Source organism: Enterovibrio sp. FF113 (assembly GCF_041439165.1).
Lineage (GTDB): Bacteria > Pseudomonadota > Gammaproteobacteria > Enterobacterales > Vibrionaceae > Enterovibrio > Enterovibrio norvegicus_A.
Genome location: NZ_JBGONO010000015.1, coordinates 1 through 25,097 on the forward strand (window position 1 = coordinate 1; position 25,097 = coordinate 25,097).

26 protein-coding genes and 1 pseudogene are annotated in these 25,097 nt (G+C 45.8%); 11 read left to right on the forward strand and 16 right to left on the reverse strand.

Going from position 1 to position 25,097, the window contains the following annotated elements:
- Nucleotides 1-128: 128 nt before the first annotated feature.
- From ACED36_RS13100 to ACED36_RS13110, 3 genes are all read right to left on the reverse strand, one after another.
- The gene (locus tag ACED36_RS13100) at nt 129-419 is read right to left on the reverse strand and encodes a type II toxin-antitoxin system RelE/ParE family toxin (RefSeq protein WP_016960341.1); all 291 of its coding nucleotides are present in this window, start codon (nt 417-419) and stop codon (nt 129-131) included.
- Entirely contained in the window at nt 409-657 is a 249-nt protein-coding gene (locus ACED36_RS13105) for a type II toxin-antitoxin system Phd/YefM family antitoxin (RefSeq protein WP_016960342.1), read from the reverse strand. Before ACED36_RS13105 ends, ACED36_RS13100 begins: the two co-directional genes overlap by 11 nt.
- A 206-nt stretch (nt 658-863) precedes the next feature.
- On the reverse strand, nt 864-1,046 hold the full coding sequence (locus ACED36_RS13110; protein WP_016960344.1) for a hypothetical protein: 183 nt from the start codon (nt 1,044-1,046) through the stop codon (nt 864-866).
- Between ACED36_RS13110 and ACED36_RS13115 the strand changes: the two are divergent.
- Nucleotides 1,045-1,416, forward strand: a pseudogene (locus ACED36_RS13115) (hypothetical protein). The gene ACED36_RS13110 and the pseudogene ACED36_RS13115 sit on opposite strands and share 2 nt — an antisense overlap.
- 92 nt (nt 1,417-1,508) lie before the next feature.
- On the opposite strand, the gene ACED36_RS13120 reads toward ACED36_RS13115, so the two are convergent.
- On the reverse strand, nt 1,509-2,399 hold the full coding sequence (locus ACED36_RS13120) for an aspartoacylase (protein ID WP_371733399.1): 891 nt from the start codon (nt 2,397-2,399) through the stop codon (nt 1,509-1,511).
- Nucleotides 2,400-2,505: 106 nt separating this feature from the next.
- On the reverse strand, nt 2,506-3,165 hold the full coding sequence (locus tag ACED36_RS13125) for a pyridoxamine 5'-phosphate oxidase family protein (RefSeq protein ID WP_371733400.1): 660 nt from the start codon (nt 3,163-3,165) through the stop codon (nt 2,506-2,508).
- A 127-nt stretch (nt 3,166-3,292) separates the two neighbouring features.
- Here ACED36_RS13125 and ACED36_RS13130 point away from each other — a divergent pair, with 127 nt between their 5' ends.
- Nucleotides 3,293-4,792, forward strand: coding sequence for a PLP-dependent aminotransferase family protein (locus ACED36_RS13130; RefSeq protein ID WP_371733401.1), 1,500 nt, complete (start codon nt 3,293-3,295; stop codon nt 4,790-4,792).
- 2 nt (nt 4,793-4,794) lie between these two features.
- Here ACED36_RS13130 and ACED36_RS13135 read toward each other — a convergent pair whose 3' ends face one another.
- Nucleotides 4,795-5,394, reverse strand: coding sequence for a pentapeptide repeat-containing protein (locus ACED36_RS13135; RefSeq protein ID WP_371733402.1), 600 nt, complete (start codon nt 5,392-5,394; stop codon nt 4,795-4,797).
- 184 nt (nt 5,395-5,578) lie between these two features.
- On the opposite strand from ACED36_RS13135, the gene ACED36_RS13140 reads away from it, so the two are divergent.
- From ACED36_RS13140 to ACED36_RS13155, 4 genes are all read left to right on the forward strand, one after another.
- A complete protein-coding gene (locus ACED36_RS13140) occupies nt 5,579-6,058 on the forward strand; it encodes an NADAR family protein (RefSeq protein ID WP_371733403.1) in 480 nt (159 codons plus the stop codon).
- Between the two features lie 740 nt (nt 6,059-6,798).
- Nucleotides 6,799-8,154, forward strand: coding sequence for a sigma 54-interacting transcriptional regulator (locus tag ACED36_RS13145; protein ID WP_371733404.1), 1,356 nt, complete (start codon nt 6,799-6,801; stop codon nt 8,152-8,154).
- A gap of 249 nt (nt 8,155-8,403) precedes the next feature.
- Nucleotides 8,404-8,712 (forward strand): hypothetical protein, encoded by a 309-nt coding sequence (locus ACED36_RS13150; RefSeq protein ID WP_016960353.1) that lies wholly within the window; start codon nt 8,404-8,406, stop codon nt 8,710-8,712.
- A 183-nt stretch (nt 8,713-8,895) separates the two neighbouring features.
- Entirely contained in the window at nt 8,896-9,603 is a 708-nt protein-coding gene (locus tag ACED36_RS13155) for a UTRA domain-containing protein (RefSeq protein ID WP_371733405.1), read from the forward strand.
- Between the two features lie 68 nt (nt 9,604-9,671).
- Here ACED36_RS13155 and ACED36_RS13160 read toward each other — a convergent pair whose 3' ends face one another.
- The 4 genes from ACED36_RS13160 to ACED36_RS13175 form a co-directional block, all read right to left on the reverse strand.
- Nucleotides 9,672-10,061 (reverse strand): response regulator, encoded by a 390-nt coding sequence (locus tag ACED36_RS13160; RefSeq protein ID WP_371733406.1) that lies wholly within the window; start codon nt 10,059-10,061, stop codon nt 9,672-9,674.
- Nucleotides 10,062-10,221: 160 nt separating this feature from the next.
- Entirely contained in the window at nt 10,222-11,472 is a 1,251-nt protein-coding gene (locus tag ACED36_RS13165; protein ID WP_241823338.1) for a glycosyltransferase, read from the reverse strand.
- A gap of 177 nt (nt 11,473-11,649) precedes the next feature.
- Nucleotides 11,650-13,497: a GGDEF domain-containing protein gene (locus ACED36_RS13170; RefSeq protein ID WP_016960357.1), complete on the reverse strand. Its 1,848-nt coding sequence runs from the start codon at nt 13,495-13,497 to the stop codon at nt 11,650-11,652.
- 248 nt (nt 13,498-13,745) lie between these two features.
- Nucleotides 13,746-13,916 carry a hypothetical protein gene (locus ACED36_RS13175; protein WP_016960358.1) on the reverse strand — a complete coding sequence of 57 codons (171 nt, stop codon included), beginning with the start codon at nt 13,914-13,916 and terminating at the stop codon, nt 13,746-13,748.
- 259 nt (nt 13,917-14,175) lie between these two features.
- Between ACED36_RS13175 and ACED36_RS13180 the strand changes: the two genes are divergently transcribed.
- Nucleotides 14,176-14,523, forward strand: coding sequence for a hypothetical protein (locus ACED36_RS13180; protein ID WP_016960359.1), 348 nt, complete (start codon nt 14,176-14,178; stop codon nt 14,521-14,523).
- A 153-nt stretch (nt 14,524-14,676) separates the two neighbouring features.
- On the opposite strand, the gene arsJ is transcribed toward ACED36_RS13180, so the two are convergent.
- Nucleotides 14,677-15,906 carry an organoarsenical effux MFS transporter ArsJ gene (gene arsJ, locus ACED36_RS13185; protein WP_371733407.1) on the reverse strand — a complete coding sequence of 410 codons (1,230 nt, stop codon included), beginning with the start codon at nt 15,904-15,906 and terminating at the stop codon, nt 14,677-14,679.
- A 13-nt stretch (nt 15,907-15,919) separates the two neighbouring features.
- Entirely contained in the window at nt 15,920-16,933 is a 1,014-nt protein-coding gene (locus tag ACED36_RS13190; protein WP_371733408.1) for an ArsJ-associated glyceraldehyde-3-phosphate dehydrogenase, read from the reverse strand.
- Between the two features lie 461 nt (nt 16,934-17,394).
- Between ACED36_RS13190 and ACED36_RS13195 the strand changes: the two genes are divergently transcribed.
- Both ACED36_RS13195 and ACED36_RS13200 read left to right on the forward strand, forming a co-directional pair.
- Nucleotides 17,395-17,763, forward strand: a complete 369-nt coding sequence (locus tag ACED36_RS13195) for a hypothetical protein (protein WP_017006228.1) — start codon at nt 17,395-17,397, stop codon at nt 17,761-17,763.
- 220 nt (nt 17,764-17,983) lie between these two features.
- The gene (locus ACED36_RS13200) at nt 17,984-19,510 is read left to right on the forward strand and encodes a sensor domain-containing diguanylate cyclase (protein WP_371733409.1); all 1,527 of its coding nucleotides are present in this window, start codon (nt 17,984-17,986) and stop codon (nt 19,508-19,510) included.
- Nucleotides 19,511-19,533: 23 nt separating this feature from the next.
- On the opposite strand, the gene ACED36_RS13205 is transcribed toward ACED36_RS13200, so the two are convergent.
- Complete coding sequence (locus tag ACED36_RS13205) at nt 19,534-20,103, reverse strand: DUF6151 family protein (RefSeq protein ID WP_016960364.1); 570 nt, start codon at nt 20,101-20,103, stop codon at nt 19,534-19,536.
- Between the two features lie 117 nt (nt 20,104-20,220).
- Nucleotides 20,221-21,393, reverse strand: a complete 1,173-nt coding sequence (locus ACED36_RS13210) for a GNAT family N-acetyltransferase (protein ID WP_371733410.1) — start codon at nt 21,391-21,393, stop codon at nt 20,221-20,223.
- Between the two features lie 343 nt (nt 21,394-21,736).
- Between ACED36_RS13210 and ACED36_RS13215 the strand changes: the two genes are divergently transcribed.
- Both ACED36_RS13215 and ACED36_RS13220 read left to right on the forward strand, forming a co-directional pair.
- The gene (locus ACED36_RS13215) at nt 21,737-22,372 is read left to right on the forward strand and encodes a 2OG-Fe dioxygenase family protein (protein ID WP_371733411.1); all 636 of its coding nucleotides are present in this window, start codon (nt 21,737-21,739) and stop codon (nt 22,370-22,372) included.
- Nucleotides 22,350-23,591 carry a cysteine desulfurase-like protein gene (locus tag ACED36_RS13220; protein ID WP_371733412.1) on the forward strand — a complete coding sequence of 414 codons (1,242 nt, stop codon included), beginning with the start codon at nt 22,350-22,352 and terminating at the stop codon, nt 23,589-23,591. Before ACED36_RS13215 ends, ACED36_RS13220 begins: the two co-directional genes overlap by 23 nt.
- 80 nt (nt 23,592-23,671) lie before the next feature.
- On the opposite strand, the gene yqfB is transcribed toward ACED36_RS13220, so the two are convergent.
- Together yqfB and ACED36_RS13230 are read right to left on the reverse strand one after the other, a co-directional pair.
- The gene (gene yqfB, locus ACED36_RS13225) at nt 23,672-23,992 is read right to left on the reverse strand and encodes a N(4)-acetylcytidine aminohydrolase (RefSeq protein ID WP_016960368.1); all 321 of its coding nucleotides are present in this window, start codon (nt 23,990-23,992) and stop codon (nt 23,672-23,674) included.
- 145 nt (nt 23,993-24,137) lie between these two features.
- Nucleotides 24,138-25,094, reverse strand: a complete 957-nt coding sequence (locus ACED36_RS13230) for a sensor domain-containing diguanylate cyclase (RefSeq protein WP_016960369.1) — start codon at nt 25,092-25,094, stop codon at nt 24,138-24,140.
- Nucleotides 25,095-25,097: the final 3 nt, after the last annotated feature.

A 25,097-nucleotide genomic window follows, 5' to 3' on the forward strand; every position in this document is an offset into this window, starting at 1 on the left:
ACTAGACACTATTCCGTTAACCCAGGCTGGCACTATTCAAGAAGAAGGCTAAACATTCGTTTTCCAGTTATCTTCAGGCTCAGGCTAGGTGTAAGCAACTTGAGCGTTGAGCGTGCGTTATACCGCAATCAATCATCTAACCTTTTCGTCGCTTTACGGTATACATCGCTACGTTCGCGTTTTCCGACAGCTAAGACGGTTACAATGATGACATCGTCTTCAACTTTGTAGACGAGACGGTAGCCTGATTGACGCAGCTTGATTTTATATATGTTGTCAGCCCCAGAGAGTTTTGAAGCCGGAACATGTGGGTTATCTAAGCGCTCGATTAGCTTTTTCTTAAATTGTTGCTGCAGAGTAGAGCCAAGCTTTTTCCACTCTTTGAGTGCGCTCTTTTTAAAGTCGAGTTTATAGGTCATCAATATTTACCGAAATGCTCTCCTCAGATTCACGCTCTCTCGCAATAGCTAGTAGTTCAAGGTCTTCGAGTCTGTCCATCATCATTTCGTACGCTTCGGCAGGTACGCAATAAAATGCTGGCTCATTTCGGTTCAATACAGCAACAGGTTCACCGTGAGCACTCGTTGCAACTTTCATCGGGTTAGCTTTCAACTCAGTAATGCTTGCAGCAACATCGGCTAAAATTCTAGCGGTCATTTAATCGGTCTCTAAATTGGTCTTTGTGTTGGTCATCTTAGCCTCAACCAAGCGGTTTAACAAGTTGCTTACGAGTGATTCGCAACGCGTGTTATTTTTGGTTTTGCTGCGCCAGCAGCCAATGCTCTCGAACAACAAAGCTGTCTACCTCGTTCTGTCACTTTCGCCATTAAGGTATTGCTTACGGCAAACACAGATTGAAGGCCTCATACTGCGGTCTCACCGCTGCCTGTATTTCCCCAATCTAGCTTAACGTCGTCTTGCGTTGCTTTAGAGAATCGTGCACTGGCTTCGGGGGCGGCAATCCTCTCTTCCGAACCTATTGAGATAGTATTTTCCAAAAAACGCTCATAATCTTGCTTCAAAACACTTAACGAAAAACTATCCATGACTAATTTTCAATATTACTTTCATCAAGCGCCTTGTTTTAACTCTAAAAATACCAAAGTAAGCACCGATCTTGGTTGGTTGACTGCGGCGATGAAAGAGGATGTCGTTGCACAAATGGCAGCGATTGTTGCTCAAGGCAAGGTTGAGCCAGAGTTTTCGGTGAACGTGACGTGTACAAAAGAGGAAGCGCGCGATTACTTACTGCTTAATTTCTAAGGTTACTCAGAAGAAGACCTTGCGAGCCAAGTGAAAGCGGAAGACGAGCAAGAAGTGGCGGATGAAATCGCAGAGCTTTTAGCAGAAGGTAACGACGCCGTTTTTGAACATGAAATCTCACTGCAACGTTGCAATGATTGCGACATTGACTAAGCGTTAAGCAACGCGAAAACATGTGCTCCGCACAAAACAAAAAGCGCCGTTTTTACACGGCGCTTTCTTATCTAATTCGAATCCGTAAATAATTAACGAATCACATCAATCTCGACTTTCTTACCCAGCGACATCGCAAGGTTGTTGTCGTAATACGCGGCTTCATTAATGAAGTGCGGGTAAGCATCGTAATCACCTTCCCAGCAAACTTCAGTGCCGTCAAACAGGGTGAAGATGGGGTCGCCGTTTCGCAGTACGGTAAAGTCAGCATCTTGCACATTCTTATGCACCATACCTAGGCGTTCACCGTCTTCACTTTCTGGTAGTTTTAGCGTTTCTTCATAGCGGTAGGCAGACACGGTGGCTGGCAGTTCAGTCACTTCGTTCTTGTTGAACAACTCGACAAAATCCAGAATGTGGGCGGTCATTTCGTCCATCCAATCCAGCACATCTTGGCGAACCACAGATTGAGATTGCGGGCCGATTTCTACGATGATGCCTTGGTCAGCGATTGAGCAGAGGAAGTAATGCTCTTCCACCGAACAATGGTCTTCAAACAGAATCACGGCGTTTTCCATACGCGAAGACACATACGCAGCTAACTGGGTGTTAAACGCATCTGCTTTCAGCAAAATGATGGTAGGACCCATGTTGCTGGTGGTGTTGTGCAGGTCGATGACCAAATCAGTACGAGCACTGCCTTTTGGGCCAAGCTGAGCGTTGATCACTTTGGCGCGGCTTTGCTCGTAATTGCTTAATTCCATGTTCGCGAGATCGGCAGGAAGGAACTGTCGGTTGAGATCGCAATCAAGATAACGTTTGTTATCGCGAAAGCCATTAGGGTTAGCAAAGAGTGTTTCCGTTTCAAAGCTGGCGCGGCGAATAAGCGCAGGGGAAGCCTGCCACTTTTTAAGAAGATAAATACCGCTGAATTCGTTGCCGTGGGTACCGCCGACAATGGCTACCCGATTGAATGTGCTCATCCTTGTCCTCTCCTGATAGACGAAAATTCAATATATCAGGGAGATGAGCAATCCCCAAGCGCTTCGACATACTTGAGGAGTGCATAATCATTCAATAATCGTATGGTTACTCGTCATGCCAACGGCCTTTGTACGCGCTGGAGTAGTCAGGTACTTCGTCGATTTTATTGTCAGATGTCGGCTCTAGAGGCCCAACAACGGTGCGAAACGGCAAAATACCCGCCCACACATCAATGTCCATGTCCGCCAAATCATCGTTTACGCCATGACGTCCAATTTTCACCGAGGTTTCATCCAGCGGCATCACCAGCATTTCTGTCGCGGTCAGTTCTTTCTCATTGCCGGGGCGCGCGTCTTTGCTTCGTCCCGGTGCGATTTGCTCAAGGAACGCATCGAGTGCGATGGATTTTTCGCCGTTGTCTTCCACCACAGAAAAGCGGCCAAAAGCCATGGCGCAGCGATAGTGTGCACTGTGATGAAAGGCAGAACGTGCTAATACCCATGCATCAAGAATGCTGAATGTCATGCTGCACGGCTCGCCGTTTTTCAAGTGCTTCAGCATTTGGCTGTTTTTCGCGCCATGAATATAGATGTTGTTGCCGATACGCCATGCAAGCATAGGGATGACAGTAGGGCCGCGTTTGTCATTGAACGCGACGTGCGCGAGTTTGGATTCATCAATGATGTTATAAAGCGCCTCTTGGTCTTTTACCGCTTTGTGCGCGCCTTTTCTTACGCGTGTTCTTTCTGTTGTTCCTACTGTCATAACCTTTCCCTTCTTTTGGCGCTGTTTTGCGTTTGTTTGTCCGTTGACTTGTAATTTACGGATAAACTGGCACCTTAAATAGAGCCAGTTTGAATAACTCAATAGATCCAATTTGAGGCGAGATGAGATGCAACCCATTGATATCGGTGATTTACGCTTAGATGCGAGCAATACGTCTAAGCAAAGTGCCTTGTACCTGGCGATTCAAGACAAGATCTTGAATGGCCTTTGGCCAACGAACGGACGTTTACCTGCCACTCGCTTATTGGCGGAAGAACTGCGCGTGAGCCGAAACACGGTGACTGCCGTGTATGAACAATTGAAAGCGGAAGGCTACATTGAGAGTCGCCGTGGAGCGGGTTATTTCATTCAATGGGCAATGCCAGATCAGTATTTACATACAAATATCAACAGCGAGCGCCAGCGCTCACTGGAAACTAAATGCGTTGTTGCTGATAGGGAAGAGAAGCGACCGCCTTTTGATGCGCATGTTAGAAACCGACCTTTCGCGCCCGGTGTGCCTGATTTGGAGCAGTTCCCTTATAAAAAATGGGCAAGATCGCTGCAATGCCATTTTCAACGTTCAATACTCGGTGGGCAGAATGACATTCAAGGGAATCTCGCGCTTCGCCAAGCGCTGAGCGACTATCTCTCGTTCAGCCGTTCGGTGGATGCCTCGCCACAACGCATTATTATTACTGTTGGCGCACAGCAAGCGCTCTATATTGCCATCAACGCGATCCTCGAAGCGGGTGAAAAGGTGATGATGGAAAACCCCGGTTACGCGCAAATGCGGAAGGTGCTTGATCGCAGCAACATTGATGTGTCCTACATGCCTGTTGATGCGATAACAGGGGCAGATATTTCATTGCTCGATAAGTTTGATGGCAAGGCGGTGTACCTGACGCCGAGCAATCAATACCCCATGGGAACAAGTTTAAACACCAATGACAGGATGCGATGCATTGAGTGGGTAACGCAGAAAACCCAAGGAGAGCAAGCAAGGTGGATCATCGAAGATGATTACGACAGTGAATTCCAATTCGCGAATCGTCCCTATCCTTCACTTCAAGGTTTAGCAACCAAGTTTCATGGTGACGCCGCTAATGTCATTTATGTTGGTACGTTTAGTAAAACCCTGCTGCCTGCGATCCGTGTCGGCTACATGGTGGTGCCAGAATCTCTCGTCGAGAAATGCTTGAGCGTAAAAGACGCTATCGGCGGCGACACTGCCATGCACATTGAAGAAGTCTTGGCGGAGTTTATCGCGGAAGGGGATTACCTTCGCCATATCCGAAAAATGCGGACCTTGTATCAAGAAAAACAGCGGGTATTTGTCGAAGCCTTACATCAACATTTTGGCGACGAAGTGGAAGTGATCAGCCAAGCGGCGGGGTTGCATGTCACCTTCCGATGGCAAGGTGGAATAACCGCATTTAAAGCGAAAGCGTTGTTAGAAGAGAAGGGGGTTACTATCCGAACTTTGGCGTTTTACTGCGATGCTGACACGGTGAACGAGATACCCGATTGGATGCAGCGAACTTTGGTAGCAGGGTTTGGCAACAGTTCGCTGGATGATATCCGCCAAGGTGTGAAGAAACTGGCAGAGTGTTTTTCTTGCCAGTAGGTTTAGTCCACTAATTCAATGCCAAGTGCTTCGAGCAGATAAAGGGCTTCGTAGCGGGAAAATTTAGCGGCATTGACGTTGTTGTCCAACACGCTCAACGAGACATTGGTGGATTCAGTCAAATCGGCATTTTGAAGATTAGTGCGCATAAATACACTGTTGGTGAAATCACAGTAAGTCATTGACGAATCAGTAAAATCGCCTTCACGAAAATCGGCATCGTGTAGCTTACATTCTTTGAGGTTTAGCCCTCTGAGTGTTAAGCCAAAAAACGAGGTATCGTTCATGATGCACTTAGAAAATGTCATATCGGCATCAACACGATAGGCTGGCCATTCCGCAAAAGTCCAATCAACCCCAACCAATTTACATTCACTAAACGTAACGTCAGAGAAGCGAGAGTGATTCACTTTCATCAAACTAAGATTACAGCGCGTGAAGGTACAGTTTATGAACTTGCAACGTCGAAAAGCGGATTCAGATAGCTGACAGTCTCGAAATTCACACTCTTCAAATTCAGTGCTCTCAAGGGTTTGGCTGGCCAATTCAAGTTTATCGAAAGTTTGGTCGTAATATTCGAAATGGCTTTGTAGATGCTGCATTTTCACCTCAATGAGTGCGCAATTAGACGTGGTATTTAAGCATTACATGCTGAAAAGTCGATATAAATTTCAATGTCATGTGAATGTTTACTGTTTTCTTTATGATGTTAAAGACGTGAGTGCTCAATGTTCATCCTTTAACTATGATTAGAGACAGCCAACAACATAAAAATAGGCTGCGCTAATGACCAACACGATCTGTTTTTACGAACCGGACGAGGCCTACGGCTTTCTTTCTAACTTCTATGGCGCACCATTACGCATTGACGGGAAGGCGTGGCTAACGTCAGAACATTACTATCAGGCGAGTAAGTTTGAAAGTATGGCATTGCAACAAAAAATCCAATGCGCGCTGACACCTGATGAAGCATTTTCATTGAGTCGTGAATTTAACCATGAAGTAAAAAGTGATTGGTTAGATATACGTTGTGATGTCATGCGCCATGTTGTGGGGCAAAAATTTCAACAACATGCCGATCTCGCTCTAAAACTGGCTTCAACTTATCCTGCGGATTTGGTGGAATGTTCACATTGTGATGCATTTTGGGGGACGGGAAAGAGCGGTGATGGCCTTAATAAGCTCGGTCATATTTTGATGGATGTCAGGCATCAAATTCTTGTTCAAGACGTACTTTTGAGCAACCCTGGAACACATCATCGTTAAGGATTATTGTTAGGTAGATAGACATCAAATAACATCAACTTCCCGCAACATCTGCGTTCATATACGCCATTCAATATCAAAGAAAAGTGACTACAAAATAAGAATTAATCGTAATTCCTAGGTTTGCACTGCCCGACTTTTTTTCACGCTGCTAGAGTGGTAATCGAGCGTTTAAGGTCTCGGTGATTGTGTCATTCACACATGCAGTTGAATGAAAAAAGTGCTCGCTACCTACTTCAATAACAAAGGCGATAATCAACACTTTTACTCAGGGTTTAGGGTGCCTGTGCAGATTAAGCACCGATGAATTCTGACACAGCAACGGACCTTTTAGCGTTCAGACTGCTGTTGATTTAATTTTCTGATACGGGAATTGGCGTTAATCAAACAGCTTCTATCAACATACTCTAACGTGGTGCGTGAGAATTGCGCTACCAGCCCTTTCAGAATTTGCCCTATGCCTGAAAGAGTACCCATTGTTTTAATCAAGATTGTTTTTAATTAAGAAAGTAGCACCAGTGACTTTAATCGACTGGCAGAGGTAACACGAGAGAGATGAGTTCGGGGGAAATGATTGAACCCAAATACCTGAACGTGCTTACCCGTTGGATCTGATGCGCCAAAAAGGCAAAAAACACGGATTTACGTGTTGCTTCCGAATGCGAATATTTCAGTTTGTTCGCGCTTGGCCTGAGGCATTTTCAAACTCACGGTGCTAATTACCCTATAAGGTGAGATCCATGGTTGATACCCATCAAAGTTTGGCCTCTCAATTGCAAGAAGCGTTGCTTATTGTCGAGGATGACCCATACGCACAGAAGAAACTCTGCCAAGCATTAGAAAGTGAAGGCTCGATACTCACCGCGCATTCATTGAGTGTGTCAGCGGCGTTGCAGCAACTGTTAACGTCGGTTGTGGTTATTGGACGATGTGATGCCAATACATTGTCGTTGATGAAGGAAATTCTCTCTTTTGCACCTCGCACAAAAGTGCTGGTTGTGGTGAACACAGAGAACGATGGTGATGCGGTTTTAGCGCTGGAATCTGGCGCGTTTGATATTATCGAACAACCGTTTAGTGATGAACTATTAAGGTTATTGGTTCGTCGCGCGCGACATATCGGGCAACTAGAGCGGGAAGTAGATCGCCTGAAAAGCTATGAGCGTCGGCAAGAGTCTATTCTTGGTGGCAGTCCGCAAATGATGCAGTTACTGCGCATGGTTGATCGTGTGTCCTTGACGGATATCAACGTGTTGATTTATGGCGAAAGTGGTACGGGCAAAGCGTTGTTGGCAAGAGCTATCCATGATCGTAGTCCGCGTAGCGAGAAGCCTTTCATCACTATCAACTGCGCGTCTATTCCTGAAGAATTGCTTGAAAATGAATTATTTGGTATCGAGAGCGATACCTCAGGTGTTCGTCGTGTCAAAGTGGGCAAAATCGAAGCCGCTCATGGCGGCACCTTGTTCTTAGATGAAATCGGGGACATGCCTTTGCATGTTCAAGCCAAGGTATTGCGATTTGTGCAAGAACGCGTGGTTGACCGAATTTCTGGCCAGCGCTCAATCCCTGTTGATGTAAAGATCGTCTGTGCAACGCATCAAGATCTCAAGCAACGTTGTTCTGAAAAGCGTTTCAGAGAAGATTTATTGCACCGGATTGGTGAAGTGCCCATCACTATCCCACCTCTTAGAGAGCGTGGAGACGACGTGTTGTTGCTGGCTAAAACGTTTTTGCTTCAGTTCAACCAATCCATGAACCGCGGCATATCGGGGTTTAGCGATGATGCACTGGAAGCCTTGTTGACGCACATGTGGCCAGGAAACGTGCGAGAACTTCAAAACAAAGTGAAGTCTGCCGTGATCATGGCTGATGGTAATCAAATCTCGGCCTCAGATCTGGCGTTAACGAAAGAGCAAAAAAAAGATTCTGGGCTACCACTCAATATCCGTCAGGTCAGAGAAGAAGCGGAGCGCCAAGCAGTGACGCGTGCGTTGGCACGAGCTGAAGGCAATATGTCGCAAACAGCCAATCTTCTTGGTGTCTCTCGCCCGACGCTATATACCTTAATTGAAAAGTACGCGCTGCAGCGCTAAAGGAGTACATGTATAGCAACGGGTTGGGCATGTTCGTCTTGATTATGAGAGCTCGGGGTAAATAGCCTTTCATTCTCAATGGGCTTATCGCTAAAGCATATACAGTGAATATAAGGCAACGAATTTGTCGAATGTTCCCCACCTTGTTTTCTTTGTCCGTTAATGGGAGTGCGTTTCGGGAAGGTTGTCTTGTTCGTGTGAGGTAGTCATCTCACGCTTATGTCAGCGAAAATGACGTGGAGTAGTAGAATGAAAGTAGCTGAATTGGTTGATAGTAATTTGGTACTAAAAGCTGAAGTTGATGTGTGTATAGCGGACAATTTCTCTCTCGATATATGCAGTTATGAATCGGGTGATCAGCTTGTTATTTTCAGCCCCAATACTGAAGACGTGCTTATCTGCGATAGTGCGACCAGCGTTTTCCTTTCCCTTATTGAAAAGAACCTTCCACTTGGCGCGGCACTTTCAGCGTTGTCAGTCTGCGAGCCAGAATATGCAAAAAGGTTATTGCATGAGCTTGAACGCATGGAAATCATAAAGCTTAATGGCGTGCGTTGACGCTAACCATCCCTTCTTGTCTATGCCCGAGTAAACTCTCGCTCAACAAGCACTTTGAGGTTGAAGGGTATAGATATAAAACAAAGACGTAAGTAAGCACCTGATCTTTCTCCTCTAAGCTGCAATCTTTTAATAGCTGCGGTATGCTGAGTCTATTGTTAATCGCTGAGCGAAGCCGCAACCTTGCAATACATTCGAATCAAAGACGCGATCAAAGAGCAGATCCAAAGCGGGCAATTGGCGGCGGGTGCAAAGCTGCCTTCAGAACGAAAACTGGCAGACACCTTTAAAACGACGCGTGTCACGCTGAGAGAAGCGCTTTCACTATTGGAAACAGATGGCCTGATCTACCGTGAAGATAGACGTGGGTGGTTCATTTCACACCGTGCACTGCATTTGGACCTCTCATTGCCTTTTGTGTTTTCATCAGTTGCCAGCGCCCAAGGCCGCGTACCTTCCATTGAGGTTCATCGTGCTGAAAGTGTGATGGCGAATCATGAGAGTACGACATACCTATCACTGCTACCGTTTACGGAAGTGTTTAACATTGGCCGTATTCATCGTCTTGATGGAAGGGCTGTAATGTACGCTGATCATTATGTTCGCGCGGAGCGACTGCCTAACTTGCTCCAGCACCCACTGGATGGAAATTTGGCAGAACTCTATCGAGAGAACTGGCAGCTCCACATCAGTAAATGCTGCTACACCGTACGATCCTCGACATTTGATGCGCTGATAGCAACAACGATAAAATCAACCGTTGGGGCGCCCTCATTGCGTATCTCTCGTGTGCATATTGATGAGGCAGGGGTTGCGCAGGAATATGTCATCGAACATTGGCGACACAACGCGATTTCGTTAGATATGACGGTCGAATTTGGTGGTAACTGATTAGATTGAATGCCCAAATCTCGTAGATAGAGTGGGATTTCTTGCTGCTATAGTCGAAATGCTTTGCGCTACTTCGCTTGGGCTCTGAGTTGCTGCTGGCGCTCGATACGCTGTATTTGTTTTTGCAGTGTCGCCGCATTGAAGGGTTTCACTACAAAGCCATTAACACCATGTTGAATCAACTCTTTTACCCGCTCCTTATCCTGCTCACAGGACACAATGAGGACTGGGGTTTGTTTTAGCCTTTCGTCACAACGCACTTCTTTGAGTAGCTCTCTGCCATCCATCTTTGGCATGTTCAGGTCCGTGATGAGCAATCCATAACTGTTCTTCTTCAACATTTGAAAGGCTTGCCATCCGTTGGTGGCTTCCTCCAAATCTAAATAGCCAATGCTTCTCAGTAAATTAAGCATGACGTGCCTCATGGATGTCATGTCATCCACGACCAGAATTTTCATCGTTGAGCATTACCTTTATATTGGCTTCCTGAATAAAATATAGCCTAACACTCAGTAACTTCGAGAAGTGCTCCCAAGTGAGCTTGGTTGTATATTGGGCAGGTTGACTGACATCCTAGATATTCAGGGGCATAGCTGGCATTAACACCCCTGTTTTTATTCATTGAAAATTTTTCGGATGTGGCTGTGTTGGACGAGGGTTGGGCCTAGGAGAGCTTGTTGAACCTTCGGCTTTCAAGGGTGAATGCGCCAAATCGTAGAGCATACCGAAGCGAGAATGATAGGTAGGCTGGCAATGAAAATCCTGAATATAACGTCGCGCTGCTCGGCCGATTTTTAAGCGTTTGTTGTTGTCAGAAAATAGCTCTAGCAGCTGATCTTGCAGCATATTGGTTTCGGAATCGGTCGACCAATAAAGTGGATGGTCAACATCAGCATATTCGCTATCAGTTCGATGGGATGCTATTGGGAGTCCCATCGACATGGCTTCCAATACTGAAGTGTCATGCTGCTCAGGGTGTAAACAGACAAAGACATCGATATGTGTATGAAAAACATATTTATCCTTTAAGTGGCCACAAAAACGGATTTGTTCTTCTGCGACATTCTTAACTTCAAAACCACGGCGTAGCCTATTTAAGTGGGGGCTATTGCCGGAGACAAGCAGCAAGGTTTGTTGCTTGAACGTCGGTGAGCGCATGCACGCTGCAAAATACTCGTCGAAAAATGCGTCTAATTCACTTTTCCTTTGCCCGGACACATCGACGCCGATAACGAATCGGTGTGTTGGAACAGGAACGGTACCGACAAAATGATTGGTCACATTGGTGTCAATCACCTTCAATGAAGGGCAGTATTTTCGACTATCTACACCACAACGGATAAGTTTCAGTTTGTCTTTTGGGATATGAGCTACCTGGTTAAGCCATGCCTTGTCCGTGTCTGATTGTGCAATCACAAAATCAGAGGAATAGGAAAGCGTTCGATGCATCCATTGGCGAAACCAAGCGTTAAGACCCTTGATTTTTCCCACGCTATTTTGATACATGTGCAGCTTAACGGGCACGTTTTGCCTGCGCGCGACCCATTGTATTGGAAATGTCTTATCACCATAGGTTTGGCAAACATGAGGTTTAAGCGCCACGAGTGCTTTATGGCATTCTCTTAGCCGTCTGGGTAGCGATCCTTTTAAGTCTAACTCTAAGCAACTTGCGTGGTGAGGAAGTGTTTGCGCTGAAAGTATTTTTGATTTTTTCAATACGATCAGTGTGTGCTCAAAGTAGGGTTGTGGAAAGTGACGGATGTTCGAAAAGACCTGATCATTTTGCATCGCATCGCTCAAGGAGCTGACAACGTGGCAGATATGGAGTGGCTGCAGTCTGACAGACACCATCGGGAACCTCTTGCTCATGCGAAAAACGTTGAGTAATAGTCGCACAGTTGCAAGAGGCAACATTTCCGATTTCAGAGACAACGACAAAAAAAGCAACGTGCGATGTCTTGAACGACGTTGGTGTTGTCCGCTTAGGTAGGCGTCATTGAGCGAGAAGAAAAATGGAATCGCGATAAATGCAGTGCCCGCTAGGCGTTATTGGGGTTCTTTATCAAGAGGAAGGTAAGGTCGCAAAATCGCGCGATTTCTTCCTCCGTGCTTTGCTTTGTACAAGCATTGATCAGCGGCTTCCAGTAGTTGGTTGGGCTGAGTGTCTGCGGTGGGTTCGCAGGTAATGCCACCGATACTGATGGTGATAATGCCGCTACTGGTGCTCCCTTGGTGGGAGACGCAAAGATCACGCACTGCTTGGCAAAGTTGCCAGGCCACTTTTTGTGTTTTTTCGAGGTCGCTGTTAGGTAGCATCAAGGAAAATTCTTCACCACCAAAACGCGCGAGTGGTGCATCCCATTGCTTCGCAATACCACTCATTGCTTGAGCAACGCGAGACAACACTTTGTCGCCTTGCAAGTGACCATAAATGTCGTTGTAGGCTTTAAAATGATCGATATCTATCATCATGACAGACAGCATGGATTGGTCATCCACAGTGTCATACAACGCGGCGCTTAATTGGCGGCTAAATGGACGACGATTCAGCAAATGTGTCAGATCATCGGTTTCAGCTTCCACACGAAGCCTTTCATTGGCCATGATCAGCTCTTCTTGAAGCTCAGCCATCGCATAGTGATCGCGCTCGCGAATCGTCAGCTCACTGAGCATGGTGGCAAAACGTGTCAGTAAGAGGCTTTTGTTCTCATTCCAAGCGAGTGAGCGGTGATTGTTGGTTGCAGCGAGTATACCAAAGCTTTTTCGTCCATCAGTGAGAGGGAACATTGCCAAACTATGTATGCCTACGTCTTTGAGAAAATCGTGCTCTGCAAGCGCGTCTTCCTCGAAATTATCGACATCAACCAGCGCCACATTCTGCGCCGCCATGAGCCAGCGTTTCACTTTGAACATATCGCTGAAATCAATTGGGGGCTGCTCGCTGCTTTCGGGATAAGAAGCACGATATAGGATATTGTCGTGATCGAATGAAAGCCAGAAAATATGGTCTGATCCAAGCAGTTCTGCCATTTGAGGCATACAACATCGAACATCATGTTCAACGTTGGTTTTGTGGCCTTTCAACAGTCTGAGTGATAAATCTGCGAGTAGTTTGTTAGCGAGATTTTGCCATTCAATAGCTTGAGTGCGGGCAGTGACTTCCTCTACCAGTAGCGATTTGTGTTGTTTTAACGTGCGTTCTTTTAATCGCTTTTCAATGGAATCAGCTCGTATGCGCATATAGAGTTCTTGCACCGATCTCGCCACTTGTCCTAGTTCATCTTGGTGATGAGTCAGCGAGTGTGGGATAGCAAATTTGTTGACTTTATTAAGGTCAATTTTGTCTATATTTTCGACTAATGACTTCACGCGAGTAATACACGTTTTGCCAATGATCATCAGAAGTAGCATTGCTACCAGTAAAGCTTCAACAAGGTAAACCAGTGCCGCGGGGATGGCATCGCGTAACGCGCTATTTTCAATTTCTTCAAGGTTTAAATAGATGTCGAGTTGGCCAATACTCTCGCCTTGAGTGACAAGTGGGTATTTTTTGTATCTTCCATCTTTCCGGCTTCGTGTAATGTTGTCAGCCCAATATTGCTCTCCATCTATGCTCGTTAAATGGACGTTTTTCACAAATGGCATATCTGCAAGGCTTTGAAGCTGATGAAGAAGTAAGGACGTGTCTTCTTTTTTTAGTGAATAACGAATGGTAGATAAAGAGCTGTCTGCTCTTTTTTCTAGCAATGAAACGGTCAAAGAATAGGTGTTCGTATAATTGATGTGTAGCTGCAAGCAGATAGAGACAACAGCGAAAGTTAAGCTTAAACCTAGGACCAGTGCGGATAATTTAGCTTGGATACTTTGGCGCGTATTAAGAAAGGTTTTTGGCATGCAAGGCTCATCATAATTAACAGAACGCTGTTACTCGCAGCAGTTTACCGCAATAAATAGTCAACTCTGGCTTAAAAAATCACCAATGAGTTATTTAGCGCACTGATCGAATGGAAAACCATCGGATATAAATAAATTGTTACATTAAGGTAGCTTTCATTGGCCTCAATAATCAACGAAGTGTGAGTTTTATGACCTTGGATTTTTAACCTTTTCTGTTTTCTGCACGAGTAGACCGTATTTCTATTTTATTGTTGCTTGTCTTGTAATACGCAAATTCTATGGCTGCCAGCATGAGTTTGTTTCCCCATGTCTAAGCATGCATCCAGATGGGTGAATTTTTGATATTCGACACCCAGTACAAATGCGCCGATGACGAGCACTACAACGATAATCCATCTAAAAATGTTTAACTTCATGTAAGCTGTCGCTCCTTTGATATGCCATTAGCGCTAAGTATAAACAGGTATCTGTACTTGGATTGCATTATGGAAACTGTCTCGGGTTACTGTACAGAATTATGTTCTGGATCATTAGACCCAGATTTACGAAAAAGAAAGAATAGATACTAATGAAAACAACAATTTATTTTGTAGTGGATTTATGGCAGCAATGAAATCTGGCTCTATACTCAGATCTTGTACACATCAGGTTTTCACATGAAGAAGAGATACCACATTGAAAACTAGAAAACGAATTCGAAAGTTCTTTCCACTAGACTTTTATGGCGCAGACAGAGGTTGGCGATTCGTCATTCGAGCGTATAACACATCTGAAGTTTTTGATGCGTTAATGTGGCGCTCTTACCTTTCGGTACGCAGACAAGATTTCAATTTGTTACGCCTTGCCGTCGAAACATTTTCCTACGTCAGTGATTATTCTGAAGGACATGTCGCTGAAATCTCTGGATCACATGGCACATTGATGCGCGTTAAAATGCTCGGGCCGGTTGTAGAAGTTGGCGCATTGAACAAGGCCTACTTGGAAAAGAAGCGCATAAACGCTGATTGCTGCCCAGTTGGGTAACTATGCTTATTGTTAGGGGCCGTTGCACCAGGTTCTCACCCATGCGATAGCAAAAAAGCCGAGTTTGAAACTCGGCTTTGTTGTTTGTGATATTGCTTTTTGACGGGCAGACTTTCTGAACAAGGAAACCAATGCCTAGTGAGATGAGTGTGGCTAGGATGGCACTGACATTTTTTTGTCTGTAGCGGGTAGCCAGTGCGATATCACACAGGTTATGCCAAGCATTGCGCACGAAACCCATAAGCAGGCAACCAAGCCATAGTGTTGATAAATCCAGCCAGATAGCAGAGTTCCTAGTAACCTTCCCATCGCATTCGCCATGTAATAGAACCCAACATCTAAAGATACGCCGTCTTCACGTGCATAGCTGACAATAAGATAGCTGTGAAGCGATGAGTTAACGGCGAAGATGGCGCCAAATATCAGAAGGCCAGCAACAAGGCTAATTTGCGGTGTAATGTTGTTCATTAGGGCAAGCGCAATGAGTCCGGGGATCACGGTTAAAACGCCGACCCAGATCATGGCCGCATGCCCATCGGGTACTCTCCCTGATGTTCTTGCCGTTATCTTGGGTGCAAACCCCTGAACAACACCATATCCAATCACCCAAAGTGCCAGGAAACCGCCAACGGTCCAGTGATCCCAGCCAAATTGACTGGCAAGGAACACAGGAAGTGCGACCACAAACCAGACATCACGTGCGCCAAATAGGAACATACGCGCCGCAGAAAGTACGTTTATGGGGGCACTCTTGGAAAATAGCTGGGTAAATTTTGGTTTGTTCTTTGCTTGTCCTATTTCGGATTTTAGGAAAAACAAGCTACCTAACCAAACCAGTGTCAATGCGCTGGCCATGATGAGTACAGAGCCTTGGAATCCAACCAATGAGAGCAATGCACCACCGAGAAAAAACCCCGCTCCTTTCAGTGCATTTTTTGAACCGGTGAGTACTGCAATCCACTTATATAACGTGCCTTCGGCATTTGTAGGAACCAGCGCCTTAACCGCACTCTTTGCGCTCATTTTGTTTAGATCTTTGGCAATGCCTGAAAGGGCTTGTGCCGCCATGACCCAGCCAACAGTCAATATGCTTGATGGCACCATTAGCATCGCCAGAGCAACAATTTGAAGCCCTAAGCCTATGTTCATGGTGCGGTTCAAACCAATATGTGCACCTAGCCAGCCACCCACTAAGTTGGTGACAACACCAAAGAATTCATAGAACACAAACAGCAATGCAATATCGAGAGGGCTGTAACCCAAACTATGAAAATGGAGGACAACCAGCATTCTCAATGCGCCATCGGTGAGGGTGAAAGCCCAGTAGTTACCGGTGACGACTAGGTACTGTTTTAGTTCTGATGAAAGTGCAGCAAACGGCATGGTTTGCAAACTCCTATTGTGCTTTGTCGATGCGGCCGACCATCAATGCGAGTTCGGCGGTACGGTTTGCATAGCCCCACTCATTGTCGTACCAAACGTAAAGTTTAACTTGTGTGCCGTTGATCACCATGGTTGAAAGCGCGTCGATCGTGCCTGATCGAGGGTCAGTGCGATAGTCGATAGACACTAGCGGACGTTCTTCGAAGCCCAAGATGTCCTTTAGCGGCCCTTCAGCAGCGGCTTTCAGCATCTGATTTACTTCTTGCTCGCTGGTTGGGCGGCTAACTTCAAACACGCAATCAGTCAGTGAAGCATTGGTCAATGGAACGCGCACTGCATGGCCATTTAGCTTGCCTTTTAGCTCCGGGAATATGTGTGTAATAGCGGTGGCTGAGCCTGTGGTGGTAGGAATGAGTGAGCTACCACACGCACGGGCACGACGAAGGTCTTTATGCGGCGCATCAATAATAGTCTGCGTATTAGTAATATCGTGAATGGTTGTCATTGAACCATGAACAATACCCAACTGCTCATGGATAACTTTCACCACGGGTGCAAGACAGTTTGTGGTGCAAGATGCTGCGGTCACAATACGATGATCATCTGGAACATATTGATCATGGTTAACACCCATGACCACATTGAGTACGCCGTCTTCTTTCACTGGCGCAGTCACTACAACACGCTTTACACCTTGCTCTAAATAGGCGTTTAGCAGTGCCTTTGTCTTCATTTGCCCCGATGCTTCAATCACTAAATCACAGCCAGACCAATCGGTATCTCCAATGGCGCGGTTTTGGCTGCATTGAATCACGGTGTCACCCACGATGATTTGATTGCCTTGCGCTTTGGCTTCGTGGTGCCAACGACCGTGCACAGAGTCGAAGTTGGCTAAGTGAGCCAGTGTTGCCGCATCGCCAGCTGGATCGTTAATAGCGACAAATTCTACGTCACTTTGATCGAATACTGCACGGAAAGAGAGGCGTCCCATCCGTCCAAATCCATTGATACCGATTTTGATAGTCATGCTTTGTCCTTATCATTCACACTGAAAGCTTTAATATTTGGAAAATCATATATGCGAAATAACATATGTAAAGTGAAGATTTGTTGACAAGGTATGAAGCAGGGTGGAAAAAGCTGAAAAATGTGGCGTGTTATCTCCTATGAAATATCACGCTTACCGATAAGAAGTGGCGAGAATGGCTCCCCAAAGGTATTAATCATGTCTGAATCGCATATTTTTAAATCATAATCGTAACAATATGTTTCCATCGGTAACAAATACACAAATTGTTAACGTGCGGAAGTATGTCTAAGTGATAGAAAAACCGCAAGATAGCTTCTGCTAATACCCTGAATTGGCGTTATTATGTTGCAGGATTGTAACATTTGGCGTTTTAGCACTCTGCGCAAAACTATGTAAAAATAGACCCAAGCGAGCAAATATTGCTCAACCCTCTATTAACCCTTTATGTAGGAGTAGAAATGGCCTTTTTCGCGGTTGTTTTTCTGTCTGTTGTTGGTGGCATCCTTGCTGGTGATCATTTTCACTCGTACATGGTGGGCTTTTCACTAGCGACACTGGCCGTTGGTTGTTGTTACTGGCTGAGTTTTCGCCATACCAACTACCCACAACTTGCGCTTCTTATGCTTATCTCGGGATTTGCCGTAAAAATGGGCATTACGGTATTCGGTGTGATGTGGAGTTTGGAACGTGACCTGCTGACATCGCCATTTGTTTTTGCGTTGTCATACCTATTCTTCTCCTTGGTGGCGACATACGGTTACTTTAAATACCGAGAATATGTTGGTAAACGTATTGAAGCGGTGAAAACCAGCCTTCAAAGCAGCTAGCAGCTAGCGGCTAAATATAGAATATTCAGTTATGAAGGTGGCTTATGCCACCTTCATTGGTTTGTACCCTCCGCAATGTATTACCCACACTTTTTGTACTAACCTCTTTGCCTGTTAGTGCCTGTCTTTGTACATTCGTTCCGTCTATATACTCAAGCTTGTGAATGAATATCTACTACAATTTAAGTGGTTCAAAAATAAGACTAAGTGTCAGGTATACATGGCAAACAAAACCCTTAACACCATTCTCATTCTTCTGTGTGTTGCTATGTTGGCAACGTCTGTTGGGTATAGCGTTCATCAGGCGAATCACGTCGAAAAACTCAATGATGAATGGCATCCAGAAACTCAACAGCAATTGAATGTGGCGCTGGAATTTGAAGCATTAGAGAGAGCATTCGGTTATCTGGGCTTCATACATCATTTCAAAAACTACGTGTTGAGGCGGACTGATTACTACTACGTTGAAGCCACGAAAAGCTATTGGGAAGCCAATGAGGCATTGCTCAATCTTCTATTGGTCGATCTCCCTAACTCTGACGTCAATGACATCATTACGATTCAAGACACATTGAATGCGTATTTTAAAAACCTCAATTATGTCTATTTGGAACTGAAATTAGAATCGGCAGTTGATGTCGATAAGCGCGTAAGGGTCGACGACAATAACGCGAGAGAAGCATTAATTAGACTACGAGCAGCGGTAGTTACGAATCTTTCCAAGCACAATCAAAATGCCAACTCTAGAGATGAGAGTAAAAGCACGTGGTCGTACGTTTCCACCTCCCTTCCGCTATTCGTCATTGTATTTCTCGCCATTATTGTTTCTGTGGTTGCCCGCCAGATGTTTCATCGCCAGCGTGAAACCAATGCTATTTTCAATTTCTCTCCTGACGGCTGCCTATATGCAGATTCTGAGGGGAATATTCTGCGTGCAAACAAAGCGGTAACCACGATTTTTGGTTATAGCCTGACAGAGTTAACGTCGATGAAAGTGGAAGATCTGATGGATGAATCATTGCGTCAGGATCATGTTTTACATAGAGAAGACTTTTCCAAGATAAGCCGCACACGATTGATGTCAGATTCAACCACCGAAGTGAAAGGGAAAACGAAATTTGGAAATGCTAAGCCATTATCGATTGCTATTTCTTCGTTTGAATATGATAAAACTTATCGAAATATCGCCATTATTCGGGATTTGTCGGCCCAAAATAAAACGGAAAATGATCCTCAATACGATCTGCTGACCAGCCTTCGAAGTCGACGTGCGATGGAACAATTGATGGACGTGGAAGTGAAGCGTGCAAAGCGGTATGGAAGAAATATGTCAGTGCTGTTGATCAATATCGATGACTTCAAAACGCTTAATGATAACGAGGGGCATACTGCGGGAGATGAAGGTTTGGTGATGGCGGCGGATCACTTACGGAATGTGTTTAGGACTGTCGATCATATTGGCCGATGGGGCGGAGACGAGTTTCTTGTCGTTTGTCCTGAACTGGATGCTGAAGATGCGATCTACCTTGCGGATCGTGTTTGCATGCGATTTGCGAAGTTACCGTTCCCCTGGGACACAAAACTCACAATGAGTATTGGGATCTCTTCAATGTCGCCTACTCGTGCGTCGGGTTCACTTGAAACCTTGTTTGATGAAGCGGATCAAGCTTTGTATTCGGCCAAAGCACAGGGGAGAAATCGGCAACAACACTTTAGAGAGTTGCGCCGACCTAAGCTGGTGAACTAGGTGCGTTAGCAATCCTATGGGGTCTAACGTTCAATTTGGTCGGGCTTGGCCACTGCTCGGCCCTGGTCATCAAAAAAAGGCGTGGGGACGTTAGTGCCTTTTATCTTGTTTTTCAGCATAAACGACATGACCGCCATGAGTGATGAAGCAGAAAACTTAGGATGTGGATTTGTTGGCGGTGTGCCCTTGGCAAATTTCCCCATCACGTAGCATTTTACTGGGCCAAAAGCCGCTTCCTTGCCATCACCATGGATCGCTGTTGTTGGTATACCAGCAAATGGCATTTTTCGGCTAATCGTATTAGCGATAGGTGAATGGCAACAGGCCGTATAAAAGCGATAAACCCCTTTAGGTGTCATTCGCATACAACGTAATTGGTCAGCGCCTTGGTGAATATCAACTTGCGCGGGAGCGAGTTGGAATAATTCAGTCCCACCCCATTCATCTAACCATTTTCCTCCAGCATCCAGACGGTTGGCAAACCCTTGGCAGTCATCGCAATAACACACCAAATGGTTGCCTGTTTTAGGCGAGACATTTTTTACAGTGCCTTGTAATGTGCCACATTCACAACGCAGTGTGAGATCGGTCATTGTGCAGTCCTTTGTCGATTAGATAGTTGAAATAATACCTAATTTAATCCGTCGTTAAGGTTGAAAAAATCACCAAATTCCATCACTCATTGCCATTGATCAAGGTAATTCATAAACTTAGATTAGATCAGAACGATAAGGTAAATGGGTCTTTGCATCGTCAAGGTACTGCTTTATCAACGTATGCTCCCGCTGCAAATAGTCGCCAATGGCTTGATGAAATCCTTGATGCTGCAAGTAATGCGCTGAATAGGTGTAAACAGGTTCAAACCCACGCATCAGTTTGTGTTCGCCTTGTGCGCCAGCATCAAATCGCTCAAGGCCATGCTGGATGCAATATTCAATGCCTTGGTAATAGCAAAGTTCAAAGTGCAGGTTTTCATATTCAGCCAAGCAGCCCCAATATCGACCGTAAAGGGTATCGGACGATTTGAAATACAAAGCGCCAGCCACTGGCTCGTCGTTGACGTATGCAAGAGCAAGCACCAAGCTTTTTCCCAGTGATGCCCCAATGCGCTCGAAGAATGCCTGATTGAGATAGCCTGTATGCCCCGAACGTTTCAGATAAGTACGTTGATAAAAGCGGTAAAACGTTGCCCAGTCGGAGGGTGCGGCGGTATCTCCATCCAGCATTTTTACATCAACACATTGATCGCCAATGCTCTTTCGTTCTTTGCGAATATTCTTGCGTCGACGCGACGTTAGCGTGGCAAGGAAATCATCAAACGTCAGGTAGTTTCGATTAAACCAGTGGAACTGCACGGCGCGTCGTTCAAGAAATCCGCGTTGAGTGAGCGAGGGTAAATCCGCCTGCGTAGGGAAAAGAATATGCGCACCGGAGCAGTCGATTTGGTCTATTAGCGAGCGCATGCCCCCTAACAGATAAGTCGTGATTTCCTGTAGGTCTTCACCCTCGACAATAAGCAAGCGTGGGCCGGCAGCAGGCGTGAAGGGGATGGCACAAACTAGTTTGGGGTAATATTCAATCCCCGCGTCTTCGTAGGCTTCGGCCCAAGACCAATCAAAGACATATTCGCCATAAGGATGGCTCTTAACAAAGCATGGCATGGCACCGACGAGGGTGTTGCCTCTATAAACCGTGAGATATTGCGCCGCCCAACCACTTTTGTGGCCAATGGCCTCACTTTTCTCTAGTGCGACAAAGAAGGCATGACGGGCAAATGGGTAGTCATCCTTCAGTAGGGAATTCCATTCGTCTTCTTTGAACGCATCAATTGTCGGGACTGCCCGACATGTCAAATTCTCTGTGTCGCTTTGTTTGTTGTCCATGTTGATGTTTGATGTCCTTTGAGATGAATACGCATCTTGGTTGAGCTTTTGCTGAAATACAACCCACAGACATGGAGGGTATTTGGGGCCTTTTGGGTGCTCCAGGTAATACACACTGATTAGGTACCAATGCCCGTTAATAGTATTAAGGGTGGTACAAAATTCCAACGATGACATCAGAAGCAATGGAATATGCCAGTTCTGGGTGGGTGTGATATTTAATACTGGTTAATTAGTCTTTATTGGCGTTTTGCTCTTGTTTGTTGGGTTATATGTGGCATAAGATTTCATTAACAATCTGATAACAGGTTGAGGTTTTGTTACGGTTTACAAGGAATGAGAGATGCAAAACAAATTTCTGATCGAAGCCTTCCAAACACCTGATGCGGTGTCACAAACCTTGCTACCTTACTTTTCGAGGTTGAGCAAAGACCCTTATGTCGACAGTGATGTGCGCTTTAGAAGCTATGCGCGTTTTGCGATCGACACTGAGGGAGAGATCATGCGCTTGCCTCATAAAGCCTTCATGCAATCTTCGGATGTAAATCGTGTGGTTGGCGATGTTGAGCGTCATTTCGCCCCGATGGATGATGGCATGGTGACCTTGCCTGAATTCGCTCATCTTTTGAGATCATTCAGTGCTGCAACCGGGTTAGAGCATACCGGCGGTGAGGTTGATGTTCATCAGATCCGTGTGACATGTTCAGCGCAAGATACCAGCGCTCCAGCGCCTGAGGGGATTCATCAAGATGGCTTCCGCTTTGTTGGTATTTTTTGTGTGCAGAGACAAAACATCGCAGGCGGTTTTACGCAGATATTTACATCTCCCGTTGAACAACATCCTCATCTCAATACGGTATTAGAACCCAATCAATTCGTAATTATTGATGACCAACGCTATTACCATCACATATCAGAAACGCTCTCGAGCGAATCTGGGCAGGAGGGGGTACGTGATGTCTTGGTCTTTACCGCTTAATCAAGAAACCGTTAAATCGCTGCGCCGTCAATTTCCTGCACTGCAACGTAAAATTGATGATGTGGTCCCCGTCTATCTTGATGGACCCGGCGGCACGCAACTGCCCGACTCTGTTATCGATGCCTTTGGTGATTATCTTCGTGCTGGTAATTCTAACCTTGGTGGCAAGTTTCAAGTGAGTGAGGAAACGGTGTCATTGGTTGAACATGCACGAGCAAGTGCGGCTGCGCTAGTGGGGGCGGCTTCGCCGAGTGAGGTTTTTTTTGGTCCAAATATGACGTCTGTGACGTTTTCCTTCAGCCGCGCCTTGAGCCAACAATGGCTGCCTGGCGATGAAGTGATCGTCTCAGTGGCGGATCACGGTGCCAATCGATCCAGTTGGGTCACGGCGGCGCAAGACCGAGATGTGCAGGTGCACTACTTGCCAGTGAAAGATCAGCGTGGTGAGTTGGATTTAGATGCGTTGGATGAATTGCTGAGTGGAAAGACAAAACTGGTTGCGCTGACGGCGGCAAGCAACATTACGGGCACAATAACTGACCTGAAAGCTGTGATAAAAAAATGCCACAAGGTAGGCGCAAAAGTGTTTATTGATGCGGTTCATTTGTTGCCACATCAGCTGGTGGACGTGCAGGCATTAGATGTGGATTTCCTCGCCGGTTCTGCCTACAAATTTTATGGCCCACACCTTGGTTTTCTGTATGGAAAAGCCCAGTGGCTATCATCGATTGAGCCCTATAAAGTCGAGCCCGCACCGACTTATGCCCCTCACTGCTGGGAGACAGGAACACTCAATTTCGAAGCGCTGAGTGCGTTTGTGGCCACCGTGGAATATCTCGCGTCGTTAGGCGAGGGGAACACGCTTCGAAACCGACTCGCATCGGGTTACGACAACCTTCATCAGTACGAAGCATCACTGTCTGCTTACTTTTTGAACCAATTGGTATTGATAGAGAATGTGCAACTGTTTGGCCTGCCGCAAGCCGAAGGGCGAACAGCGACGTTTGCGCTTCGCTTCGGTGAGCGAGACCCCGCAGAGATTGCGTCAGCGCTCGGCAAACGTCAGATCTATGTGTGGAGTGGGCATTTGTACGCCGACAAGCTCACGGACGCGTTTGGTGTCACAGACAAAGGCGGTATTCTTCGTGTCGGCTTAATGCACTACAACACAATAGAAGAAATTGACCGTTTCTTTGAGGCTTTGAAAGCGGTGCTTTGATTACCATGTCTGGAACTAAGGCGTAAAAAAGCCGACATGATGTCGGCTTCTATTTCAATCTGCAGCTTATGGTGTATTGGTTAGCTAACGAGCTTGTAGCTGATCACGTAAAACGTATCGTCTTCGGGATAGATCTTGCGGATCAAAGGTTTCAGTTCATCCAGTGGCAGAAATTCTTGGGCGGCATGAACTTCGCCAATGTCTTCAAATGCGATCTGCTCAACGGTCAGAATATCGATCTGACAAACATACTCATCTTTTTCTAGGGTGTGTACGTCTACGCGAGTGCCTGGTACATAATGTGATTCAGACACATCGCGGATCGTGATGGTTTTCTTGCCAGATGCAACAAGCGGCGTTAGCCATTCAAAGAAAGTAATTTTAGTCGGTGCTTGGCTCACAGTAATGCCTCAAATAGGTGAGATGACTATTGATCCGCATTAAAGCACAGCCTGTGAAGTTCTCAATTATATTTCGCTTACCTGTGGCAATAAAGCAGGAATCGCGGGGGGAGGCGAGACAGAGTGACGCCATGTCACGCTAGCACTATATTGCTTGTTTTTGCTTATACATCAAGGCATCTGCATCTGACAGTAAATCTTCTAGTGATGCGTGTTGTTCAGGTTGGTATTCGACTGCGCCATAACTGAATGCTAGCTCATACTCTTTTCCTGAATGATTGTTGTATTCATCTACGTAAGTTTGGAAGCGAGTCATAATGGTGGATGCGACTAACGCTTTGGAATTTGCAAGCAACACAACGAATTCGTCGCCGCCAATGCGAGCACAGAGATCAGACTCTCTAAAAAACGAAAACAGTAAATTGGAAAAGGTTTTTAAGGCGAGATCGCCTTCTTGATGGCCAAATTTGTCATTAATGGGCTTAAATTTGTTGAGGTCGATGAAAATCAGAGTTGCATCAATGCTTGTGCGTTTGCAGATCTGAATGCAATGGGCACCCAGTGTCATGAATCCGCGACGGTTTGAAATGCCGGTGAGCTCATCGATGTTTGAGTTACGCAGAGCCACCAGTTCGTGCTCAATCATGGTTGCGAGGTCAATTAAGGCTTCTTTGTCGTCGGTATCAAATTCTTTAGGTTCAGCATCAATCAGACACAGTGTGCCGATCTTGGCACCATTGGGGGTTTTAATTGGATAGCCCGCATAGAAGCGGATATTGGGATTGTCAGTAACCAAAGGATTATCAGAAAAACGCGCGTCCTTCGACGCATCCGAAATAATGAAAACCTCGTCGCCAAGTATGGTGTGTCCGCAAAAAGATATGTCTCGTGGTGTTTCGCTTGCATCCAAGCCTTGGCTGGATTTAAACCATTGTCGGTTTGAATCGACCAAGCTAACAAGTGCAATCTCAACGGAGAAGAGGCGTTTTGCCATGCGAGTGACACGATCGAATCGCTCTTCCGGAATGGTGTCGAGAATATCTAAAGACTTGAGAGTGTTAACACGAAACTCTTCATTGTCTGGAAAAGAAGGCTTTTTCATCTG

Bases quoted from the DNA above. Each gene is read 5' to 3' on its own strand.
- ACED36_RS13100 (WP_016960341.1), bottom strand. From the start codon at position 419: ATGACCTATAAACTCGACTTTAAAAAGAGCGCACTCAAAGAGTGGAAA.
- ACED36_RS13105 (WP_016960342.1), bottom strand. From the start codon at position 657: ATGACCGCTAGAATTTTAGCCGATGTTGCTGCAAGCATTACTGAGTTG.
- ACED36_RS13110 (WP_016960344.1), bottom strand. From the start codon at position 1,046: ATGGATAGTTTTTCGTTAAGTGTTTTGAAGCAAGATTATGAGCGTTTT.
- ACED36_RS13120 (WP_371733399.1), bottom strand. From the start codon at position 2,399: ATGAGCACATTCAATCGGGTAGCCATTGTCGGCGGTACCCACGGCAAC.
- ACED36_RS13125 (WP_371733400.1), bottom strand. From the start codon at position 3,165: ATGACAGTAGGAACAACAGAAAGAACACGCGTAAGAAAAGGCGCGCAC.
- ACED36_RS13130 (WP_371733401.1), top strand. From the start codon at position 3,293: ATGCAACCCATTGATATCGGTGATTTACGCTTAGATGCGAGCAATACG.
- ACED36_RS13135 (WP_371733402.1), bottom strand. From the start codon at position 5,394: ATGCAGCATCTACAAAGCCATTTCGAATATTACGACCAAACTTTCGAT.
- ACED36_RS13140 (WP_371733403.1), top strand. From the start codon at position 5,579: ATGACCAACACGATCTGTTTTTACGAACCGGACGAGGCCTACGGCTTT.
- ACED36_RS13145 (WP_371733404.1), top strand. From the start codon at position 6,799: ATGGTTGATACCCATCAAAGTTTGGCCTCTCAATTGCAAGAAGCGTTG.
- ACED36_RS13150 (WP_016960353.1), top strand. From the start codon at position 8,404: ATGAAAGTAGCTGAATTGGTTGATAGTAATTTGGTACTAAAAGCTGAA.
- ACED36_RS13160 (WP_371733406.1), bottom strand. From the start codon at position 10,061: ATGAAAATTCTGGTCGTGGATGACATGACATCCATGAGGCACGTCATG.
- ACED36_RS13165 (WP_241823338.1), bottom strand. From the start codon at position 11,472: ATGAGCAAGAGGTTCCCGATGGTGTCTGTCAGACTGCAGCCACTCCAT.
- ACED36_RS13170 (WP_016960357.1), bottom strand. From the start codon at position 13,497: ATGCCAAAAACCTTTCTTAATACGCGCCAAAGTATCCAAGCTAAATTA.
- ACED36_RS13175 (WP_016960358.1), bottom strand. From the start codon at position 13,916: ATGAAGTTAAACATTTTTAGATGGATTATCGTTGTAGTGCTCGTCATC.
- arsJ (WP_371733407.1), bottom strand. From the start codon at position 15,906: ATGCCGTTTGCTGCACTTTCATCAGAACTAAAACAGTACCTAGTCGTC.
- ACED36_RS13190 (WP_371733408.1), bottom strand. From the start codon at position 16,933: ATGACTATCAAAATCGGTATCAATGGATTTGGACGGATGGGACGCCTC.
- ACED36_RS13195 (WP_017006228.1), top strand. From the start codon at position 17,395: ATGGCCTTTTTCGCGGTTGTTTTTCTGTCTGTTGTTGGTGGCATCCTT.
- ACED36_RS13200 (WP_371733409.1), top strand. From the start codon at position 17,984: ATGGCAAACAAAACCCTTAACACCATTCTCATTCTTCTGTGTGTTGCT.
- ACED36_RS13205 (WP_016960364.1), bottom strand. From the start codon at position 20,103: ATGACCGATCTCACACTGCGTTGTGAATGTGGCACATTACAAGGCACT.
- ACED36_RS13210 (WP_371733410.1), bottom strand. From the start codon at position 21,393: ATGGACAACAAACAAAGCGACACAGAGAATTTGACATGTCGGGCAGTC.
- ACED36_RS13215 (WP_371733411.1), top strand. From the start codon at position 21,737: ATGCAAAACAAATTTCTGATCGAAGCCTTCCAAACACCTGATGCGGTG.
- ACED36_RS13220 (WP_371733412.1), top strand. From the start codon at position 22,350: ATGTCTTGGTCTTTACCGCTTAATCAAGAAACCGTTAAATCGCTGCGC.
- ACED36_RS13230 (WP_016960369.1), bottom strand. From the start codon at position 25,094: ATGAAAAAGCCTTCTTTTCCAGACAATGAAGAGTTTCGTGTTAACACT.